The organism is Nocardiopsis sp. CNZ308 (genome assembly GCF_004217075.1).
Window position 1 is genome coordinate 3,947,704 of record NZ_SHKJ01000001.1, and the last position, 16,303, is coordinate 3,964,006.

A 16,303-nucleotide genomic window follows, 5' to 3' on the forward strand; every position below is an offset into this window, starting at 1 on the left:
CGCTCCCGGGCATGGCTCGCACGGTGTCCTCCTCATTCCACGCGCGACACGTGCCGCCGGTTGCCACGCCGTCGCCGTTGTTCCGCTTCCGTGTCCTGTGCGGTGCCGCCGTCGCTGACGGGAACCGGGCCGGTCAGAGGCCGCGGGGCCTCGGGTCGGTGTCGGCCAGGCGGGTGAGGAGTTCTCCCAGCAGGATGCGCTCGCCGTCGCTGAAGTCCGCCCGCGACCGGTCCAGGACCGAGCGCAGGGCGATCGCCCGCCGCGCGGGTTCGCGGTCCCGGTCGGCTCCGGGGCCGGTACCGGCCGCCACGCCGCCGTCGGCGCCGGGAGCGGACGTGATCGCCGTGAGGACCGCCTCGCGCGTCCTGACGGACAGCGACAGGTCGGGCCGGTCGGAGCCCGCCCTGATCAGGCTGAGGGTGACGCCCATGCCCGCGGCGTGCACCATGTCCGCCGCCTGTTCGACACCGACGACGAGCCGACCGGCCTCCGCGACCCGGTGCACCAGCGTGAGCAGGATGCGCCGGGCCTCCCGTGTGGTCTCACCGCTTCCGCCCGGCGCGGGGTCGCCGTACATCAGCAGGTAGTGGGCCGGGTTCTCCACACCGAACCCGACGTGCAGGTCCCAGCCGTTGCGCAGGTCCTCCACCGGGTCGGACGAGGCGGGCTGGGCCGTCTTGCGCGCCAGGTAGCGGGTGAAACCGTCCGCGGCCACGGCGTTGAGCAGACCGTTCATGTCACCGAACAGGCGGTAGATCGTCGGGGGCTGCACCTCGGCCGCGGTGCTGACGGCTCGCGTGGTGACCGCGGTACGCCCGTGGTTCCTGAGAAGGTCTGCGGCGGCCTCGATGACCTTCTGCCGGTTGTCGCTGCGAGAAGCCATGTATCGATGATAACGGGATTCTGATAGCGCCTTTGTGTTATCGTCGATTAAGTACTAGCGTTATCAGCGTTATCAAGGATGGGCGCAAGGCCGCCCCGACGGGAGGACGATCATGAGCAGCACCGAACAGCGTGTGGCGCTGGTGACCGGCGGGTCGCGCGGTATCGGACGGGCGATGGCCGAACGCCTCGCCGCCGACGGCCAGGACGTCGCGATCGTGTACGCGGGCAACACCGCCGCGGCGGAGGCCGCCGTCGCCGCGGTCACCGGCGCGGGCGGCGGCGCCGTCGCGCTCCGGGCCGACGTCGCCGACGAGGACGCCGTGCGCGCGGCCTTCGACGCGGTCGAGGAGCGGTTCGGTGGCGTGGACGTCGTGGTCAACTCCGCCGGGATCATGCTCCTGGACACCGTGGCCGACTTCGATCTGGCCGACCTCGACCGCATGCACCGGACCAACGTCCGGGGCACCTTCGTCGTCAACCAGCAGGCGGCCAGGAGGGTCCGCCGGGGCGGAGCGATCATCAACGTCTCCACCTCGGTCGGCAAGCTCGCCCTGCCGACCTACGCGGCCTACGCCGCCTCCAAGGGCGCCGTGGACGCGATCAGCCCGGTACTGGCCAAGGAGCTGCGGGGCCGGGACGTCACGGTGAACGCCGTCGCACCCGGGCCCACCGCCACGGACCTGTTCCTGGCGGACAAGAGCGAGGAGCAGGTGGAGCGGCTGGCCGGGATGAACCCCTTCGGGCGCCTCGGCGCCCCCGAGGACATCGCCGAGGTGGTCTCCTTCCTCGCCGGGCCCGGCCGCTGGGTCAACGGCCAGACCCTCTACGCCAACGGCGGCATGGTCTGAGCCCGACGAGGCGTCCGGAGGCCGGCGGGGCAGCCTTCGGGGGAGCGGGGCCGGTTGCCGCCCGGTGGCGGACCTCCCAGCGGTGGACGGGGCGCCTCACGACGAACCGGGGGAGCGGAGCACGGCGTTAACCCCGGTGAGGACAGGCAGCCCCGCGTGTGGCGAGCACGCGACGACGGAACGGAAGAGACCATGGCCGCAGACACGGAGAAGCCCGCGACCGCGCCCGCACCCGCTTCCCCGAGCGCCCTGCTGACCCCTCTGGGCGCTGCCGTCGGCGCGGGGCTCCTCACGGGGTTCCTGACCTCCTACGCGCAGGGACTGCTTCCCCACGGCCTGGCCCCGCTGGCGAACTCGGCCGGGAGCTGGAGCCTGGTCGCCTTCCTTCTCGGCATGCTCTCACCGCGCCCCTGGGTCTCGGCGATCGCGGGCGCGCTGTCGCTGGCGGCGATGGTCCTCGGCTACGACATCGCCTCCGTCCTGCGCGGATTCGCCGCCTCCTCGGGGGCGACGGCCTTCTGGCTGGCCGCCGCCGCCCTGGTGGGGCCGGTCCTCGGCTGGGGCGGCAGCACGCTGCGCACGCGGTCCCGCCTCGCCCCGCTGGCGGCGGGCGCCATGGGCGGAGTGCTCGTCGGCGAGGGGGCGTACGGCCTCCTCTACATCGCGGACACCACGTCCCCGGTCTACTGGTCCTGCTCCATCGCCGTGGGCGCCGCGTTCCTCGGGTGGGCCGCGGTCCGGCGGTGCCCCGCCCCGCGCCCGCGCTCCCTCGCGCTCGCCGGGGGGACCGCGGCCGTGGTGGCGACGGCCTTCGTCGTGGTCTACTCCGGCGAACTGATCCCGTGGTTCACCGGCTGACGTCCCCGCGCTTCCACGCAAAACCCGCGTCTTCCACGCAGACCCAGCGTCTTCCCCGCAGCCCCACGCCCTCCACGCGCATTCCACGCCCGGACGGCCCCGCGCCCGGGCCGGACGGTGCCCGCCCGGCAGCTGGTCCGGCGGGGGCGCCTCCCGCCCGGCGCCCCTACCCCGGCTCCGCGGTCCGCGACCCCGGGCCCCCCGGATGGCGTACCGGGTCGGTGCCGGGGGCCGAGTCCGAACCGTGCTCGATGACGCGCAGCATGTCCCGGATCTCCCGGAGCAGCGACACCGGCACCGTCCCGAGCCGGACGCCCTGTTCCGCGAGCCCCTCGGCCTCGTTGAGCGTGCGCCAGGCCTCCAGGAGGTCGCGGCGGGTCATGATCCCGGCCAGCAGCTTCATCGCCCGCAGCTGCCCCGAACGGTGCTGGAGGCCCCGGTAGCCGTCCACCGCGACCCTGGCCAGCTCCTCGGCCTCGGGCAGCCGCTCGGCCTGTTGCAGCGACTCCGCCGCCAAGCGGTGCGCGCGGGCGTGCCACCACTTGTCCCCCAGTTCCCGGAAGCCCTCGGCGGCCCGCAGCATCTCCTCCTTGCCCCGCTCCCGGTCCACGGCCATCCGGGCCTGTCCCAGGACCAGGCACGTGCGCCAGCGCCCCCAGTCGTCGCCGATCTCGACGAAGGCCCGCTCGGCGTCGCGCAGCCGCGCGATCTGGTCCGCGACCTGCCAGGTGTCGCGCGGCCTCTCCCGTCGGCGCAGCAGCCCTCGCGCGGGCCGCACCTCGGCGCAGCGTTCGGCGTACTCCATCCCCCCGTCGGCGAACAGACCGGCCACCCTGGCCCGCTGCCTGCCCGGCCACCCGGGGTCGCGCGCGGTCAGGCGGCGGCGGTCGCGCTCCCGCGCGGGGCTGAGCAGCAGCTCGCACTCCCAGGCCTCCCGGTTGAGCTCGTTGGTCGGCAACCGGCCCAGTGAACGCAGGTAGCGGGCGTGGTACCAGTCCCCGTTCGGCGCCCGGGAGAGCCGTTCCCTCTCGTCCTCCAACAGGAACCAGGCGTTGAGCGTGAACCCGCGCAGCCGCAGTACCTCCCCCTTCTGCAACCGGACCCTGGCCCACTGCTCCTGGGAGTCCTGGGAGCCCACGAGCAGGTCCTGCGCGCGGGTGAGCGCCTCGTAGGCCCGTTCCGGGTAGCCCTGGAAGCGGTCCACCTCGGCCAGGTTGCACAGGGCGCGCACCTGCCACCAGCGGTCACCGTACTCGGAGAAGATCCGCACGGCCTCCTCGATCTCGGCCCGGCCGTCGTCCAGGTCGCCCCGGCGGTACAGGTTCACCCCGATCGCCCGGTGCGCCCGCGCCTTCCAGCGCGGATCGGCTTCCGCCCCCAGCTGCTCCAGGATGTAGAGCGCGGTCAGGGCGCGCTCGTACCCGGTGTCGTGGTCGCCGTGGCCGCTGGCCACCTCGGCCCGGTCGAGCAGGGCGACCCCGTAGGCGAGCGGTTCGCCCATCTCCAGGGCCAGCGCGGTCGCCTGCTGGGTGGCCTCGCGCACCGCCTCCCACTGGGTGCGCCCGGTCCGGCACAGCACGGCGAAGGCCCGGCGCAGCCGCCACCCGTACCCGATGGCCCGCTCGCGCCGCCGCTCCCGCTCGGTGGTCCGCCCGCGCGGCGGGCCGTCCTCGGCGGTCGCGCGCGGCTGCGTCCAGTGGAAGCAGACCTCGAAGCCCCGCAGTTCGGTCTCCAGCCACGCCATGGGGTCGGCCGGGCCCCTCGGTCCGATCGGGACCGGGGCGCCCCCGCCGTGTCGCCCGGCGTCGCCGCCGGGCAGGGACGCGCCGAAGCTCCACTCGTGCGGCGCGGCCCGGCGCGCTGCCGCCTCCGCGATCCGGTCGAAGGCGCGCAGCAGCCGTTCCACCGCGTTCCTCAGCTCCTCGCGCGACCAGTCCGGCAGCTCCTCCTCCGGTACGCCCAGGATCCGGGGACCCGCCGTCAGCAGGGTCTCGCGGACGTGGTCGTGCAGCTGGAACCGGTCGAACCCTCCCGCCTCGTACAGGTACGTCACCAGGTACCGGTGGCTCATCCGCAGCAGCAGCGGTTTGGCCTCGTCCTCGGAGACGTCCAGCAGGGCCGCGGCCGCCCACGCGGTGAAGGTGGTCAGCCCGGCTCCGGCCAGGCGGCTCAGCAGCAGCCGCTCCCGCGGCTCGCACTGCTGGAGGCTGAACGCGAGGGACTGGGCGATGGCCTGCGGCCCGGGCACGGTCAGCCGCAGGGCCGGGTCGCTCATGTGGCGCATCAGGTCGGCGGCGCCCGGCCCCCGTTCCTGGGTGACCTGCGTGCTCACCAGGCAGATCGCCAGCGGGAACCCGTGGCACGCGGAGACGAGGCCGGGCAGCGCGGCGCGGTCGGCCTCCGACAGGGGTCGGGGCGAGTCGCGCACCAGCCTGCCGAGGAGTTCCATGCCCTCCTCGTGTGGAAGGGGGTCCAGGTGCCTGCGCAGCATGGGCTGCGCCGCGTCGGGGAAGTCGTTGCGGCTGGTGACCAGGACCGCGCACCCCCGGCCGCCGGGCAGCAGCGGCTCCACCTGGGCGTAGTCCTTGGCGTTGTCGAGGACGACCAGGAGTCTGCGCTGCTCGGTCGCGGTCCGCCACAGCACGCCCAGTTCCTCCAGGGAGGCCCCGTCGGGCGGGCGGCCCCCGATCTCGGTGATCATCTGGACGAGGACGTCCTCGGGCCGACGGGGTTCGCGGCGCGCCGGGGCGATCGGGTCGGCGCCCTCGGACCCGCCCGTGCGGGAGCGGTGTCCCGGAGCGGACCGGCCGAGCGCGGAGGGACGCGTCTCGGGCGGGGCCTCGTGCGCCGCGCTGCCGTAGAGCTCGAACTCCAGCTTGCCGTCGGGGAAGCGGTCACCCACCCTGTCGACGACCTGCGCGGCGAGCTGGCTCTTGCCGGTGCCTCCCTCACCGGTGATCGCGATGGCCAGCGGGCCTCGGGAGTCGCGCCTCCCGGCCCTCCACGCGGGTCGGCCGACCAGGCGGCGCGCGCCCCGGCGGGGGAAGCGGGCGAACTCCTCCAGCAGTTCGTCCATGAGGGCGGTGTGGCCGGTGAAGTGGTCGACGGGCGGAGGCAGCCGTCGGCGCAGCGCGGGCTTCTCCTCGGGCCGCTGGGACTGGTCGAGCCGGTCGAGCAGCGCCTGCGCGGAGGCGGCCACCCCCATGCCCACGAGGGAGAGCACCACGACCAGCAGGCCGCCGTTCTCCGGGACGAGGTCCGGGAGCCCCTGGAGCGCCGTGCCCAGGCCGACGAAGATCACCAGGCCCGTGGCCAGCCCGCTCCGGATCGGGCGCCGCCCGCGCGGGGGCGCGGTGACGACCTCCTTGCGGGAACCCTCGTCCACGCTGTTCCTGCCCTTCCCGAAGACGCCGGCCAGAAGACGCCGAAACTCCGTGTGCGCCGGGCCCGCGGGTCCTCCCGCCCGGTAGGAGACCGATCCTCGCGGTGTCCGGAGGCCGGTGTCCAGACGGGTACGGGCCTCCCCCGTCCGCGTTCACCCGTCCGTTGCCCTCGCGCCATGCGCAGTGCACCCGCCGCCGTCGCGTCCGGGTGCGCGCGCCCGGACGCCGCCGAGGAGGCGTGCGCGCTCCGGGCCGTGGCAGTGGCCGGTTACGTCAGCGGGGCGGGCGGCGGAGGCGGGGCGGGTGTCCGCCCGGGAGGGCTCGAAGGTGCCCTGAGCAGGGAGGACCGTTTCGGGAGGGCGGCCGGGGGTACATGGGGCGAACATGCACGCATAACTCACAAACGGCAATAAATCGGACAGGCGGTCGGGGTGTCCGCGACACGGCCGACGGCGCGGGCCGCCGCCGGAAGGCGGGGACCCCGGGGCCTGGCCGGACCGTTTCGGAAGGGTGCGCAGAAGGTGAAACGGAGTACTCAGGACAGCGGAGGAAGCACGGGCCGGTCCACCAAGGGCGGAGGCGGCAAGACGCAGGGGGACGTCGCGCCCACCGAACGGGAGGCGGTGGCGGGGCCCGCCAGGGCCAAGCGGTCGGCGGCCGCGCCCAAGGCCCCCGAACCCGAAGCCACTGAGCCTCAGGCCCCCGAGCCCGAAGCCGCCGAGTCCCGGGCTCCCGGGTCGGGCGTCGAACGCACCGGCCGCGTCCCGGGGGCCGAGCGCCCGGTCCGCGCCCCCGGGTTCGAGGACCCGGACGTGCTCCTCGACGTCCCGGTGGTCAAGGTCGACGAGATCGGGCTGGAGGTCGAGAACCTGCGGGCCTCCGTCTCCCTCCAGGCCGAGGTGCTGGACCTGCTCAAGCTCAAGGTGGGCGCGGACGTCGAGCTCGGCCGCGTCAGCCTCACCCTCAAGGGGGTCGAGGCCCAGGCCCTGCTCAAGGTCCATCTCGACAACGTCCGGGACATCATCACGCGGGTCCTGCAGACCATCGACGCCAACCCGCAGATCCTGGAGCACGTGACCCGGGGGTTGGAGTCCTCGCTCGACCAGGTGGCGGGCGGTGCGGGGCAGGCCGTGGGAGCCCTGGGCAGGGGCGCGGGCGGCGCGGTGGAAGACGTGGGCCGGGGTGCCGGGAGCGCCGTGGAGGGCGTGGCCCGCGGAGCCGGGAACGCGGTGGAGGACGCGGCCCGGGGTGCCGGGGAGGCCGCGCGGAGCGTCGGCCGGGGAGCGGGGAAGGCCGTGGAGGAGGTCGGGGACGTCGCGGACGTCGTGGAGGACTCCGACGACACGGCGGAGAAGTAGGACGGTGGAGAAACCGGGCGGTGGAGGAGCCGAGCGCCGGGGGCCGTGGCAGCCGTGCCCGGGCGGCCTGAAGCGGCCTGGAGCGCACCATCCGGAGGCCGGGAGGTGGGAGGCCGTGGACGACCGGACCGGACCCGAGTACGACGTGGAGATCAGCGCTTCCGTGTCCGCGGACGAACTGACCTTCGATGAGGTGCCGGAGGTCAGGGCCCGGACCCGGGGGGAGCCGGACCACGAGGGCATCTCCGGCAGCGAACGCTCGGGACTTCCCCACGGCGTCCGCTCCGGAGCGGTGTACACGGACATCCGCGTCGACTACCGGCTCGCGAGCCGGATTCGGCTCACCGAGGAAGCACCGCCGGACCCCGACGCCGAGCGGGAGTGACCGTCCGTGGGGACCCCGTTCTCCGCGACCCCGCCGGTGCGGGCGCGGGGGTGTTCCGGCGGGCCTGTGGCTGTGACCCGAACCCGGCCGGCCCGGGCGGCGGGCCGGGATGGGGCGCGGCCTCGGTGAGCGTGTGTCCGTCCTCAGAGGCGTCTGGTTTCCGGTCTGGTGTGAATCGGTTTTTTCTGATTGCCACATAAAGGTGTCCGGCGGGCTCGCGTGCCTTCGGGCAGCTTGCGGTGGTGCCCGTATTTCTGTTGGTATTAAACTCGGTTTTGGCCTGTATTTATATCCCTGGGGTTTGTGGGGCGCCGTGGAAACTTGGTAAATTCCTTGTGGTTGAAGCGGGTTGTGAACGTTTCTTCTGCATTCTTTTTCGGTCGTAGTTGAAATGTGTAGGCACCATCCGTAATGCGTCGTTCCCTGACCCGTGCGACGGCGGCTTGTGCGGCTTACGCCCTGGTCCTCGTGCTGGGGCTGGTCGCTCCCGCCACAGCCGACGAGGAGGCCCCCGCCACCACCGGCGGCGCAGCAGTCCCCGGAGGGCGCGCCGCCTCGGGGGAGCGGAGCGGTGAGCCTCGCGGGACCGCCCCGGACGCGGAGGGAACCAGCGGCCCGACCGGGCCCGGGACCGCGTCCGCGACCGGCGGCCCCCCTGCCCCGGCGCGCTCCCACGGTGAGCGGACCGAGGTCGGGAGCTCCGCGTGGACCTACGTGGACCGGGCCTTTCCCGACCGGCCCCACGGCGGCGCCGAAACCGCCAGTGCGGGCACCGGGCGCCTCGAATGGGACCGCGTCTACACCCGCAGGGTCCTGTTCCGGTTCCCCGTGACCATCGCACCCGGGACCGTCGTGGACGCCGCCGTGCTGCGCGCCGAGGTGGTCTGGTCCTACGACTGCGACAGCGACTCCTTCGTGCAACTGCACCGGGTCGACCCCTTCGACGACGGGACCACCTGGAACGACCAGCCGCGGGTGCGCGCCCTGCTCGACACCCGAAGGATCAGGGGCGGGCGGTCCGCCTGCCCCGTGACCGGCGGCGTGGAGTTCGACCTGACCGAGGCCTACCAGCGGGCCGTGGACAGCGGAGAATCCCACGTCCACCTCCGCCTCGGGGAACGCGACGAGTCCGGAACCACGGCCTGGCGCCGCTTCGGCGTCGAGGACGCCCCGCCGGTGCTGGTGGTCGACCACAGCGCACCGCCGGCCCCGGACGCGACCGCCGATCCGAACGCCCTTCGGGGCGACCCCGAGGAGGGCGCGGCGGACGCCGGGGCCCCCGGTGGGCGCGCCGCCGTCGATGGCGGGGGATCCCCGGACCCCGCGCCGCCCCGGTTCGCGGAGGAGCCCGGCCTTGTCGGCGTCACCGCCCACGGGGCCCGCGGAGACCACGACGTCCGCGCCCCAGGCCCTGTCTCCGCTGGCCGTCTCCCGAGCGGGGGTGAACGGCTCCGTTCCCGGCGGGGGAGACGGACCGGCCGCCCCACCGCTGAGGACGGCCAGCGGCGACGGGACGGGGACACGCCGCCCCGGGTTCGAGGGCCTCCAGTCGCCACCCGGTCGGAGACCGTTGTCCGGTTCACCGACCGCGAGGAACCGGTTGACGGACGACGGCACCCGCCTTTCCCGGTGCGTCATCAGTTGGGCGCGAGAACGCACCGGCGGCAGCCCGAGGGGGTCGGGCGGGCCGCTCCCGGAGCACCGTGAGGTGGGCGGAGCCCGGAAGCGGCCACGGAGCCACGCCACCGCCGCACCGCGGCCACAGGGCACGGTGGCCGTTCGCGGTGAGGGCACGGTTCCGTGCCGGTGGGAGAGGCGTCCGTCGCCGATACCGGACGCGTCCGCGGCAGGGCCCGGCAGGGGGCTCTGCCACCGGAGGCCGCAGCGGCCCGGAACCTCCTGTGTGCATGGGCACCACCCAGGAGGCCGCCGGGCCGCCGCCCGGCCTTGCCGAAGAGAAGGAGTTCGGCGGAGAACTCCGGATGAATTCGGCGCGGAGGACCAGAAGAGCGCCTGTACATTCTTTGGAGCCGATAATGACGAGGCCGGAGAAGAGCGTTTTCCGGTACTGGCGAGCCGACTCCCCGCGGGAACGGAGGGTTTCTCGAGCCTGAGGAGGCCGCGGCGATGCTGTCGGAGCTGCGCGGCCTCGCCGGAAGCACGGACCTGGCACGCGGACGCTGCTTGTCGGCGAGGGGTCGGATCAACCGGCCTTCCAGCACCCCGGATCAGGCCGGTACGTGTTCGGACTCGGTGCGCGCTCCCGTTTCCGAATGGGGCCGGGCCCTGACGGGTTCTTCGCGGAGGACGAGGAAACCGACCCCCTGGTGGAGCTCTTCCGGTCATCGAGGTTCGCCCAGGAGGAGGTGGGGGAGGGTGAAGTGCGGCTTCACCGCGCTCGACCATGACGGACACCTCACCGTGCCCTGGCCGTAGCTCCTGGGCCAGAGTGGGAGACGCCCTCCCCAGGTCCTCCTGGTCCGTGAAGCCGCGCTGACGGCGGAGGACGTGCGTTACATCGTCAATCCGCTCATCACCGTCTGCCAAGCGGCGGTCGACACGGACGCCCGCGTCCACTGGTGCTGAGCGCTCCACCGCACCGGAGTGGCTCCACCCATTCGGGTTCGTGTCCAACCGGTGATCGTCATGGAGTAAGCGGAGGCGGGAGAGAGACGCGGACCGATGCGCGTCTCGATACACTCCCGGCAACGCGAAAGGCCCTGACCTCTGCGCTTGCGCGCTGGTCAGGGCCTTTCGGCTCTGGGGTGAGTGACGGGACTTGAACCCGCGACTTCTTGGACCACAACCAAGTGCTCTACCGGCTGAGCTACACCCACCACGTGCGCCGGGCCTCTCGGCCCCGCGTACGTATGAAAGCTTAGCGGACTCCGGGGAGTGCTTCGATCAGTTTTCCGTCGCGTCGTCCCCGGGAGCCGCCTCGCGCGCCTGCGCGCCGGTGCCCCCGGCCACCACCTCGGCGGCGATGGCGCGGGCGGTGGCCGAGTTCGGGCCGGGCTCGGGCACGAAGGCCGCGGCGCGGTAGTAGCGCAGCTCGTGGATGCTCTCGGTGATGTCGGCGAGCGCCCGGTGCCCGCCGTTCTTCTCCGGGCTCGCGTAGTACACGCGCGGGTACCAGCGGCGCAGCAGCTCCTTGATCGAGGACACGTCGACCATCCGGTAGTGCAGGAACTCGTCGATGCGCTTCATGTCGCGGGCCAGGAAGGTGCGGTCGGTGGCGATCGAGTTGCCGCACAGCGGAGCCTTGCGCGGCTCGGTCACGTACTGGCGGATGTGCTCCAGGACGAGGTCCTCCGCCTCCTGCAGGCTCACGCCCTTGTCCAGCTCCTCCAGCAGGCCGGAGGTCGTGTGCATGTCGCGGACGAAGTCCCCCATGCGGTCCAGTGCGGCCTGCGGCGGTCTGATCACGACGTCCACGCCCTCGTCGAGGATGTTGAGCTCGCCGTCGGTGATCAGGCAGGCCACCTCGATCAGCGCGTCGCGCTCGAAGTCCAGGCCCGTCATCTCGCAGTCAATCCACACCAAACTGTCATTCATACCGGTCAGCTTAGGGGTTGTGGGGAGTCGCGGGGGATGACGAAGGGGGCGGCCGGACCGTGTCCGACCGCCCCCTCGAGCCCGGGTCAGTCCCAGATCCAGGGGTCCGAGACGCCGGGCGGCTCACCGACGCCGAAGACGGCGTACATCCAGTCCCACACGCCCCAGAACTGGAGGTAGCCCAGGACCATGAGGACGAGCAGGATGAGCAGGAAGGTGAAGCAGCCGCAGCCGCATCCCCTGCACCCTCCCCGCTTCTTCTTGGGCTTCTGCGGGCGGTGCTGCTGGTAGGGCTGTCCCGGCCCGGGTGGCTGCCCCGGACCCGGCTGGCCCCACTGCGGGCCTCCGGGGTGTCCGCCCATCGGCGGCTGCCCGCCCGGGGTGTTGGCCATGGGGCCGACGGCCGGCGGGTATCCGGGCGGCGGGCCCGGCCGGTTGCTCCGCTGGCCGGGCGGCGGACCGCCGGGGGGCATGCCCTGCGGCGGACGCCCCGGAGTGTTCGGGCCGCCCATGTGCTGCGGGGGCGGGTATCCGGGCGGACCGAAACCACCCTGCTGGGGCGGCGGGGGCTGGCGGTAACCGGCCTGGGGTCCCGACGGCGGGTGCTGCGGTCCCGACTGGCGCTGGGGCGAGAACATGCCCTGCTGCGGTCCGGAGGGGGCCGCGGGCGGAGCGGAGTGCCCCTGCTGGGGGCCCGAGGGCGGCTGCTGCGCGGCGGGTGGGAATCCCGGGGGCTGCTGGGCACCGGGGAACGGCTGGGCGGAGGGCTGCGGCCCCGAGGGCTGCCGGCCCGGGGCCTGCTGCTCGGAGGAGTGCTGACCGGGCTGGCCGGGCTGATCGGGCTGACCGGTCGGGGACCACGGGGCTCCCGGCTGCGCACCGACCGCCGGACCGGCGGCGGCAGCGGCGCCCGGGCCCTGTGCGCCAGGAGGCTGCTCCTCGGGGCGACGCCGGGCCTCCTCCTCGCGGCGCTTGGCCTCCTCCTGGAGTTCGGCCTCCCTGCGGACCCGCTCCTCCTCGCGCCGCTTGGCCGCCTCCTCCTCGGAGTGGCGGCGCTGCTCCTTGCGCTCCTCGGACAGGTCGGACCAGCCCTCCTTGAGGCTGCCCAGGAACTTGTTGAACTTGCCGCCCTTCTTGTTCCCCTCGTCCGCGCCCCCCGAGAAGGCGGGGTCGCCCGGGTCGAACACGGCGGTTCCGGAGGGTTCGCCGCCCGAGGGGTTGAACACCGGGGTACCGGCGGTCCCGCCCCCTGCGGCCCCGCCTCCGGAGAAGGCCGGGTCGCCCGGGTCGAACACGGCGGTGCGCGGGGCCTCACCCGGGGTTCCCGCCGACCCGGGGGCACCGGGAGTACCGGAAGCACCGGGGCCGCCCGGGTCGAACACCGCGGTGCGCGGCGCCTCACCGCCCAGGTCGTCGTCGGTCAGGTTGGACGTGGGGATCTCGTCGTCGGTGAGGTCGGCGGTGGGCAGCTCGTCCTCATCGCGCCGGGGAAGGTCGGCCGGGTCGACCCGCACGGTCGCCCCGTCGCCCGCCCCGTACCCGTCGCCCGCCCCGGGGCCGCCGCCGCGGCCCGGGAGGTCGGCCGGGTCGACCCGCATCGTGGAGTTCGTGCCGCTCAGGTCGGCGGTGGGCTCCTCGTCATCGTCGCCGCCCCGCGCCCAGGACGGGTTGATGCGCATGGTGCTGGGCTCGTCGTCGATGGGGGCGCCGGGGGGCGGCGAGGCGGGGGAGGAGGAAGAAGAGGGGGAGGAGGAACCCTGTGCCCAGGACGGGTTGATCCGCATCGTGCTGGGTTCGTCGTCGATCGGGGGCTGGGGGGACGGCGGGGTGGTGTCCTGCTGGGGGGATCCCTGTGCCCAGGAGGGGTTGATGCGCATGGTGCTGGGTTCGTCGTCGATCGGTGCCGCCGGCTGCGCCTGGGAGGGGCCCAGCCGCACCGTTCCGGGATCCTCCTCGTCGGAGGCGGGGGCGCCCTGTCCGGACCCACCCTGTCCGGATCCGCCCAGGTGGGTGGTCTCGGCCTCCTCGTCGCCAGGATCGCCACCGCCCTGGAGCTCGCTCAGGGAACGGGTATGCCGTGTCCACTCGCTGCCGTTCCACCATCTGAGCGTCTGCGCGTCGCCCTGCGGGTCCGCGTACCAACCCGGCTCGATAGATCCACCCATGGGCGACAGACTAAAGGGTTGCGGAACGGCGATGAACCAGTGGTGTCCGATTACCGGTGGTCAGGACACCTGGACCATTTTTCTCCTGCCGTGGCGTACTCACCTCATCGCGGAGGGGCGCGGGTCGGCGGGAGCGCGCGGACCGCTCGGCGGCGGGACGAGGCCGGTGGCCAGCAGCCGTGCGGTGTCCAGTCCCCCGGGTCCCTTGGCGCAGGAGCCGGGGACCTGGTCGTGGCCGAAGTGCCCTCCTCTGGCCCACGCCCGCGCCACCCGCGCCGCGCGTGCGGCCTCGGCGGAGTGCGGCGCCGTCGCGGCGTGTGCCGCAGCGCTCCTCGGCCCCGGTGCCCGCGCTTCCCCGCTCCTCTTCTCCGTGCTCCCCGCGTCCACGGTCCCCGCCACCGATCCCGCGGGGTCCGCGCGCCAGACCCGCTCCACCCCCCAGGAGTCCAGCCACGTCAGGATCGGGGACAGCCCGCGCATCGGGCCGTCGGTGAAGGGGGTCTCCCACAAGGACACCACCGCCACCACCAGACACACCCGCCCCTCGTGGCCGTGGTCGTGGTACAGCGCGTACCGGCGCGTGCCGCCCAGGGGCAGGCGTCCGCGGCAGGTCGCGGCCAGGGTCTGGACCACGTCGCCGGTCAGCGGATTCCACACCAGGTGCGCCTCGCGCTCCTCGTTCACCAGCCGCCGCGCCTCCTCGCGCGCGGACCAGCCTCCGGGGTCGGACCCCGTCACCGTCCACACGGCGCGCGGGGCGCCGATTCCGGGGGGTGTCCGGGTGCTCGTCCCACCGCCGAACCTCTCGGCGCCGGGCATCCACGCCTCCGTCATGGCCTTCCCCCAACCGGTCGTCGTGTGCCGGGCCTCCGGTACCGCGGGGGCACCCCCCGACTCCTCCCTGAGTACGCCAACGCAACGGAGAAGTCCAGAGCCCCTCACTCAGAGGACAGGGACTTGTCACCGCCCGTCGGCGTCCCGTGGGAAGGGGCCGGATCCGCGTGTGGGGGAGGGCGGGAAGAGGGAGGCGTCCGGGCCCGCGGCCCGGACGCCGTTCTGGCTAATCCGTGGTCTCCTCGGAGTCCTCGGAGATGCGCAGGGAGAACGCCTGGAGGAAGATCTCACCGATCTCGGTCGGGTCCTCGGTCATGTAGGCGGCGCCGCCGGTGGCGGCGGCGATCTCCTGGAGCGGCTCCAGGTTCTGCACGTCGGGTCCGAACGCGATCGTGATGATCGGGATCGGCCGCGACGGGCTCGCCAGGGACTCGATCTGGGACATCAGCTCGTCCAGCCCCAGCCCGCCGGGGTTGTCGTTGTCGCCGTCGGTCAGCATGAGGATGACGTTGGTCCGGTCCGGCTGGTAGGTGCGCGACATCTCCTGGTAGGCCGCCAGGTAGGTCTCGTACAGCGCCGTGTCCCCCTGAGGCAGGGGCTGGAGCGAGGCCAGCGCGCCCGCCAGGACGTCTCGGTGCGCGGTGCCGTCGTCGGCGGCCGCCTGGAGTTCGCGGACCGGCGCGATCTCCTGGTAGTGCAGTTCGTTGTTGACGTTGGTGGAGAACTCCCACAGGCCCAGCTCGGAACTGGGCGTGAACATCTCCAGGCCCTGTGTGGCGGCGGCGCTGGTCACCTGCATGCGGGTCATCCCGGTCCCGGGCACCTCGGCCAGCATCGAGCCGGAGATGTCCACGATCGCGAGTACCCGGGAGTCCATCTTGAGCTGGTTCCAGGTGCGGATCAGCCCGGTGATCGAGTCCGCCGCGGGCGTGGGCAGTTCGGTGGGCGGCTCGGCGGCGAAGCCGGCCTCCCCGGTGAGCACGGAGGCGTCGATCTGTCCCTCGGGGCCGCGGAACCCCTCCGCGAGCAGCCGGGTCCGCGCGTCCTCCCCGCGCACCGCCGCGCGGAACTCCTCGGCGGCGCGGGTGACGGCGCTCTCCTCGCTGCGCACGACGTAGGGGTAGTCGAGGTAGTAGGTGCCGCCCTCCATGTAGCCGACCTGGGCGGGGGCGTCCCCGTGCGCGGCGTTGTAGCGCCACACGGCCTGCTCCGACATCACCATCATGGGCGGGGCCTCGGCGCCGCCGCCGCTGAGGGCGAGGAAGGCGGCCTCCTCATCCGAGGACGCGCCCCGGTGCAGGCCCTGCAGGGCCGCGGTCATCCGCGCGTTGAACGTGGCGGTGTCCGGGCTGGCCTCCTCCAGCGCTCCGTGCAGGAGGTAGAGGGTGCCCAGCCCCGTGGCGTTGCGGGCGGGGTCGACCACGCGGACGGTGCGCTCCGCCTCCTGGCCCGGGGCGGTGGTGGGCACGACCTCCGCCCAGTTGCTCGGGGAGTCCTCGTCGGCGAACTCGGTGAGTTCGGCGAGGACCAGCGGCGAACGGGCCACGGAGGTGCCGGTCTCGGTGATGACGGCGTCGCCCGCCTGGCTCTGGACCAGGCGCGGCCACAGGGAGGAGTCCGGGATCCACACGTCGGAATCGGTGTCGCCCATGGTGGCGCCCGCGCCGGTGATGCCGAAGGCGACGTTGGCGGAGTCGACCTGGCGCACCTGCACCCGTACGCAGCTCCCGTCCACCTGGTGCTCCTCCGCGTTGAAGTCGGAGGCGACGTCGGTCAGGGCCGGGGCGAGTTCGGGGCTGACCGCGACGTCCAGCGCGATGTCGGAGCCGCCGCAGCCGTCGGACCGGCCGAACACGTAGACGCCCACCGCGGCGAGGCCGACCACGATTACCAGCGCGGCGGCCAGGGCGGCGAAGGCACCGCCGCGGCCGGGACGGCGCCTGGACCGGCCGGAGGTCTCTTCTGCGTATCTTCCGCGGTGACGTCCCACAGCTTTCCTCACGGGTGGTGTACGGACGGGGCGTACAGGGGG

At 73.5% G+C, this 16,303-nt stretch carries 11 protein-coding genes and 1 tRNA gene; 5 read left to right on the forward strand and 7 right to left on the reverse strand.

Annotated features, from left to right (window positions below; translation table 11 throughout):
* Nucleotides 1-133: 133 nt before the first annotated feature.
* A complete protein-coding gene (locus tag EV372_RS17135) occupies nucleotides 134-883 on the reverse strand; it encodes a TetR/AcrR family transcriptional regulator (protein ID WP_130396785.1) in 750 nt (249 codons plus the stop codon).
* 112 nt (nucleotides 884-995) lie between these two features.
* Here EV372_RS17135 and EV372_RS17140 point away from each other — a divergent pair, with 112 nt between their 5' ends.
* Nucleotides 996-1,733: an SDR family oxidoreductase gene (locus EV372_RS17140; protein WP_130396786.1), complete on the forward strand. Its 738-nt coding sequence runs from the start codon at nucleotides 996-998 to the stop codon at nucleotides 1,731-1,733.
* A 192-nt stretch (nucleotides 1,734-1,925) separates the two neighbouring features.
* Nucleotides 1,926-2,591 (forward strand): DUF6518 family protein, encoded by a 666-nt coding sequence (locus EV372_RS17145; protein ID WP_130396787.1) that lies wholly within the window; start codon nucleotides 1,926-1,928, stop codon nucleotides 2,589-2,591.
* Between the two features lie 166 nt (nucleotides 2,592-2,757).
* Here the strand turns inward: EV372_RS17145 and EV372_RS17150 are convergent, their stop codons facing one another.
* Entirely contained in the window at nucleotides 2,758-5,976 is a 3,219-nt protein-coding gene (locus EV372_RS17150) for a tetratricopeptide repeat protein (RefSeq protein ID WP_130396788.1), read from the reverse strand.
* A gap of 519 nt (nucleotides 5,977-6,495) precedes the next feature.
* Between EV372_RS17150 and EV372_RS17155 the strand changes: the two genes are divergently transcribed.
* The 3 genes from EV372_RS17155 (at nucleotide 6,496) to EV372_RS17165 (ending at nucleotide 9,424) form a co-directional block, all read left to right on the forward strand.
* Nucleotides 6,496-7,332, forward strand: coding sequence for a hypothetical protein (locus tag EV372_RS17155; RefSeq protein WP_253796993.1), 837 nt, complete (start codon nucleotides 6,496-6,498; stop codon nucleotides 7,330-7,332).
* Nucleotides 7,333-7,447: 115 nt separating this feature from the next.
* Nucleotides 7,448-7,717 carry a hypothetical protein gene (locus EV372_RS17160; RefSeq protein WP_130396789.1) on the forward strand — a complete coding sequence of 90 codons (270 nt, stop codon included), beginning with the start codon at nucleotides 7,448-7,450 and terminating at the stop codon, nucleotides 7,715-7,717.
* A 411-nt stretch (nucleotides 7,718-8,128) separates the two neighbouring features.
* Entirely contained in the window at nucleotides 8,129-9,424 is a 1,296-nt protein-coding gene (locus EV372_RS17165) for a DNRLRE domain-containing protein (RefSeq protein ID WP_130396790.1), read from the forward strand.
* Between the two features lie 1,054 nt (nucleotides 9,425-10,478).
* Here the strand turns inward: EV372_RS17165 and EV372_RS17170 are convergent.
* From EV372_RS17170 to EV372_RS17190, 5 genes are all read right to left on the reverse strand, one after another.
* A tRNA-His gene (locus EV372_RS17170) sits at nucleotides 10,479-10,554 on the reverse strand.
* Between the two features lie 67 nt (nucleotides 10,555-10,621).
* A complete protein-coding gene (orn, locus tag EV372_RS17175) occupies nucleotides 10,622-11,272 on the reverse strand; it encodes an oligoribonuclease (RefSeq protein WP_130396791.1) in 651 nt (216 codons plus the stop codon).
* Between the two features lie 86 nt (nucleotides 11,273-11,358).
* A complete protein-coding gene (locus EV372_RS17180) occupies nucleotides 11,359-13,437 on the reverse strand; it encodes a DUF2510 domain-containing protein (RefSeq protein ID WP_130396792.1) in 2,079 nt (692 codons plus the stop codon).
* A 99-nt stretch (nucleotides 13,438-13,536) separates the two neighbouring features.
* Nucleotides 13,537-14,271: a hypothetical protein gene (locus EV372_RS17185; protein ID WP_130396793.1), complete on the reverse strand. Its 735-nt coding sequence runs from the start codon at nucleotides 14,269-14,271 to the stop codon at nucleotides 13,537-13,539.
* Nucleotides 14,272-14,497: 226 nt separating this feature from the next.
* The gene (locus EV372_RS17190) at nucleotides 14,498-16,261 is read right to left on the reverse strand and encodes a substrate-binding and VWA domain-containing protein (protein ID WP_130396794.1); all 1,764 of its coding nucleotides are present in this window, start codon (nucleotides 16,259-16,261) and stop codon (nucleotides 14,498-14,500) included.
* Nucleotides 16,262-16,303 lie beyond the last annotated feature (42 nt).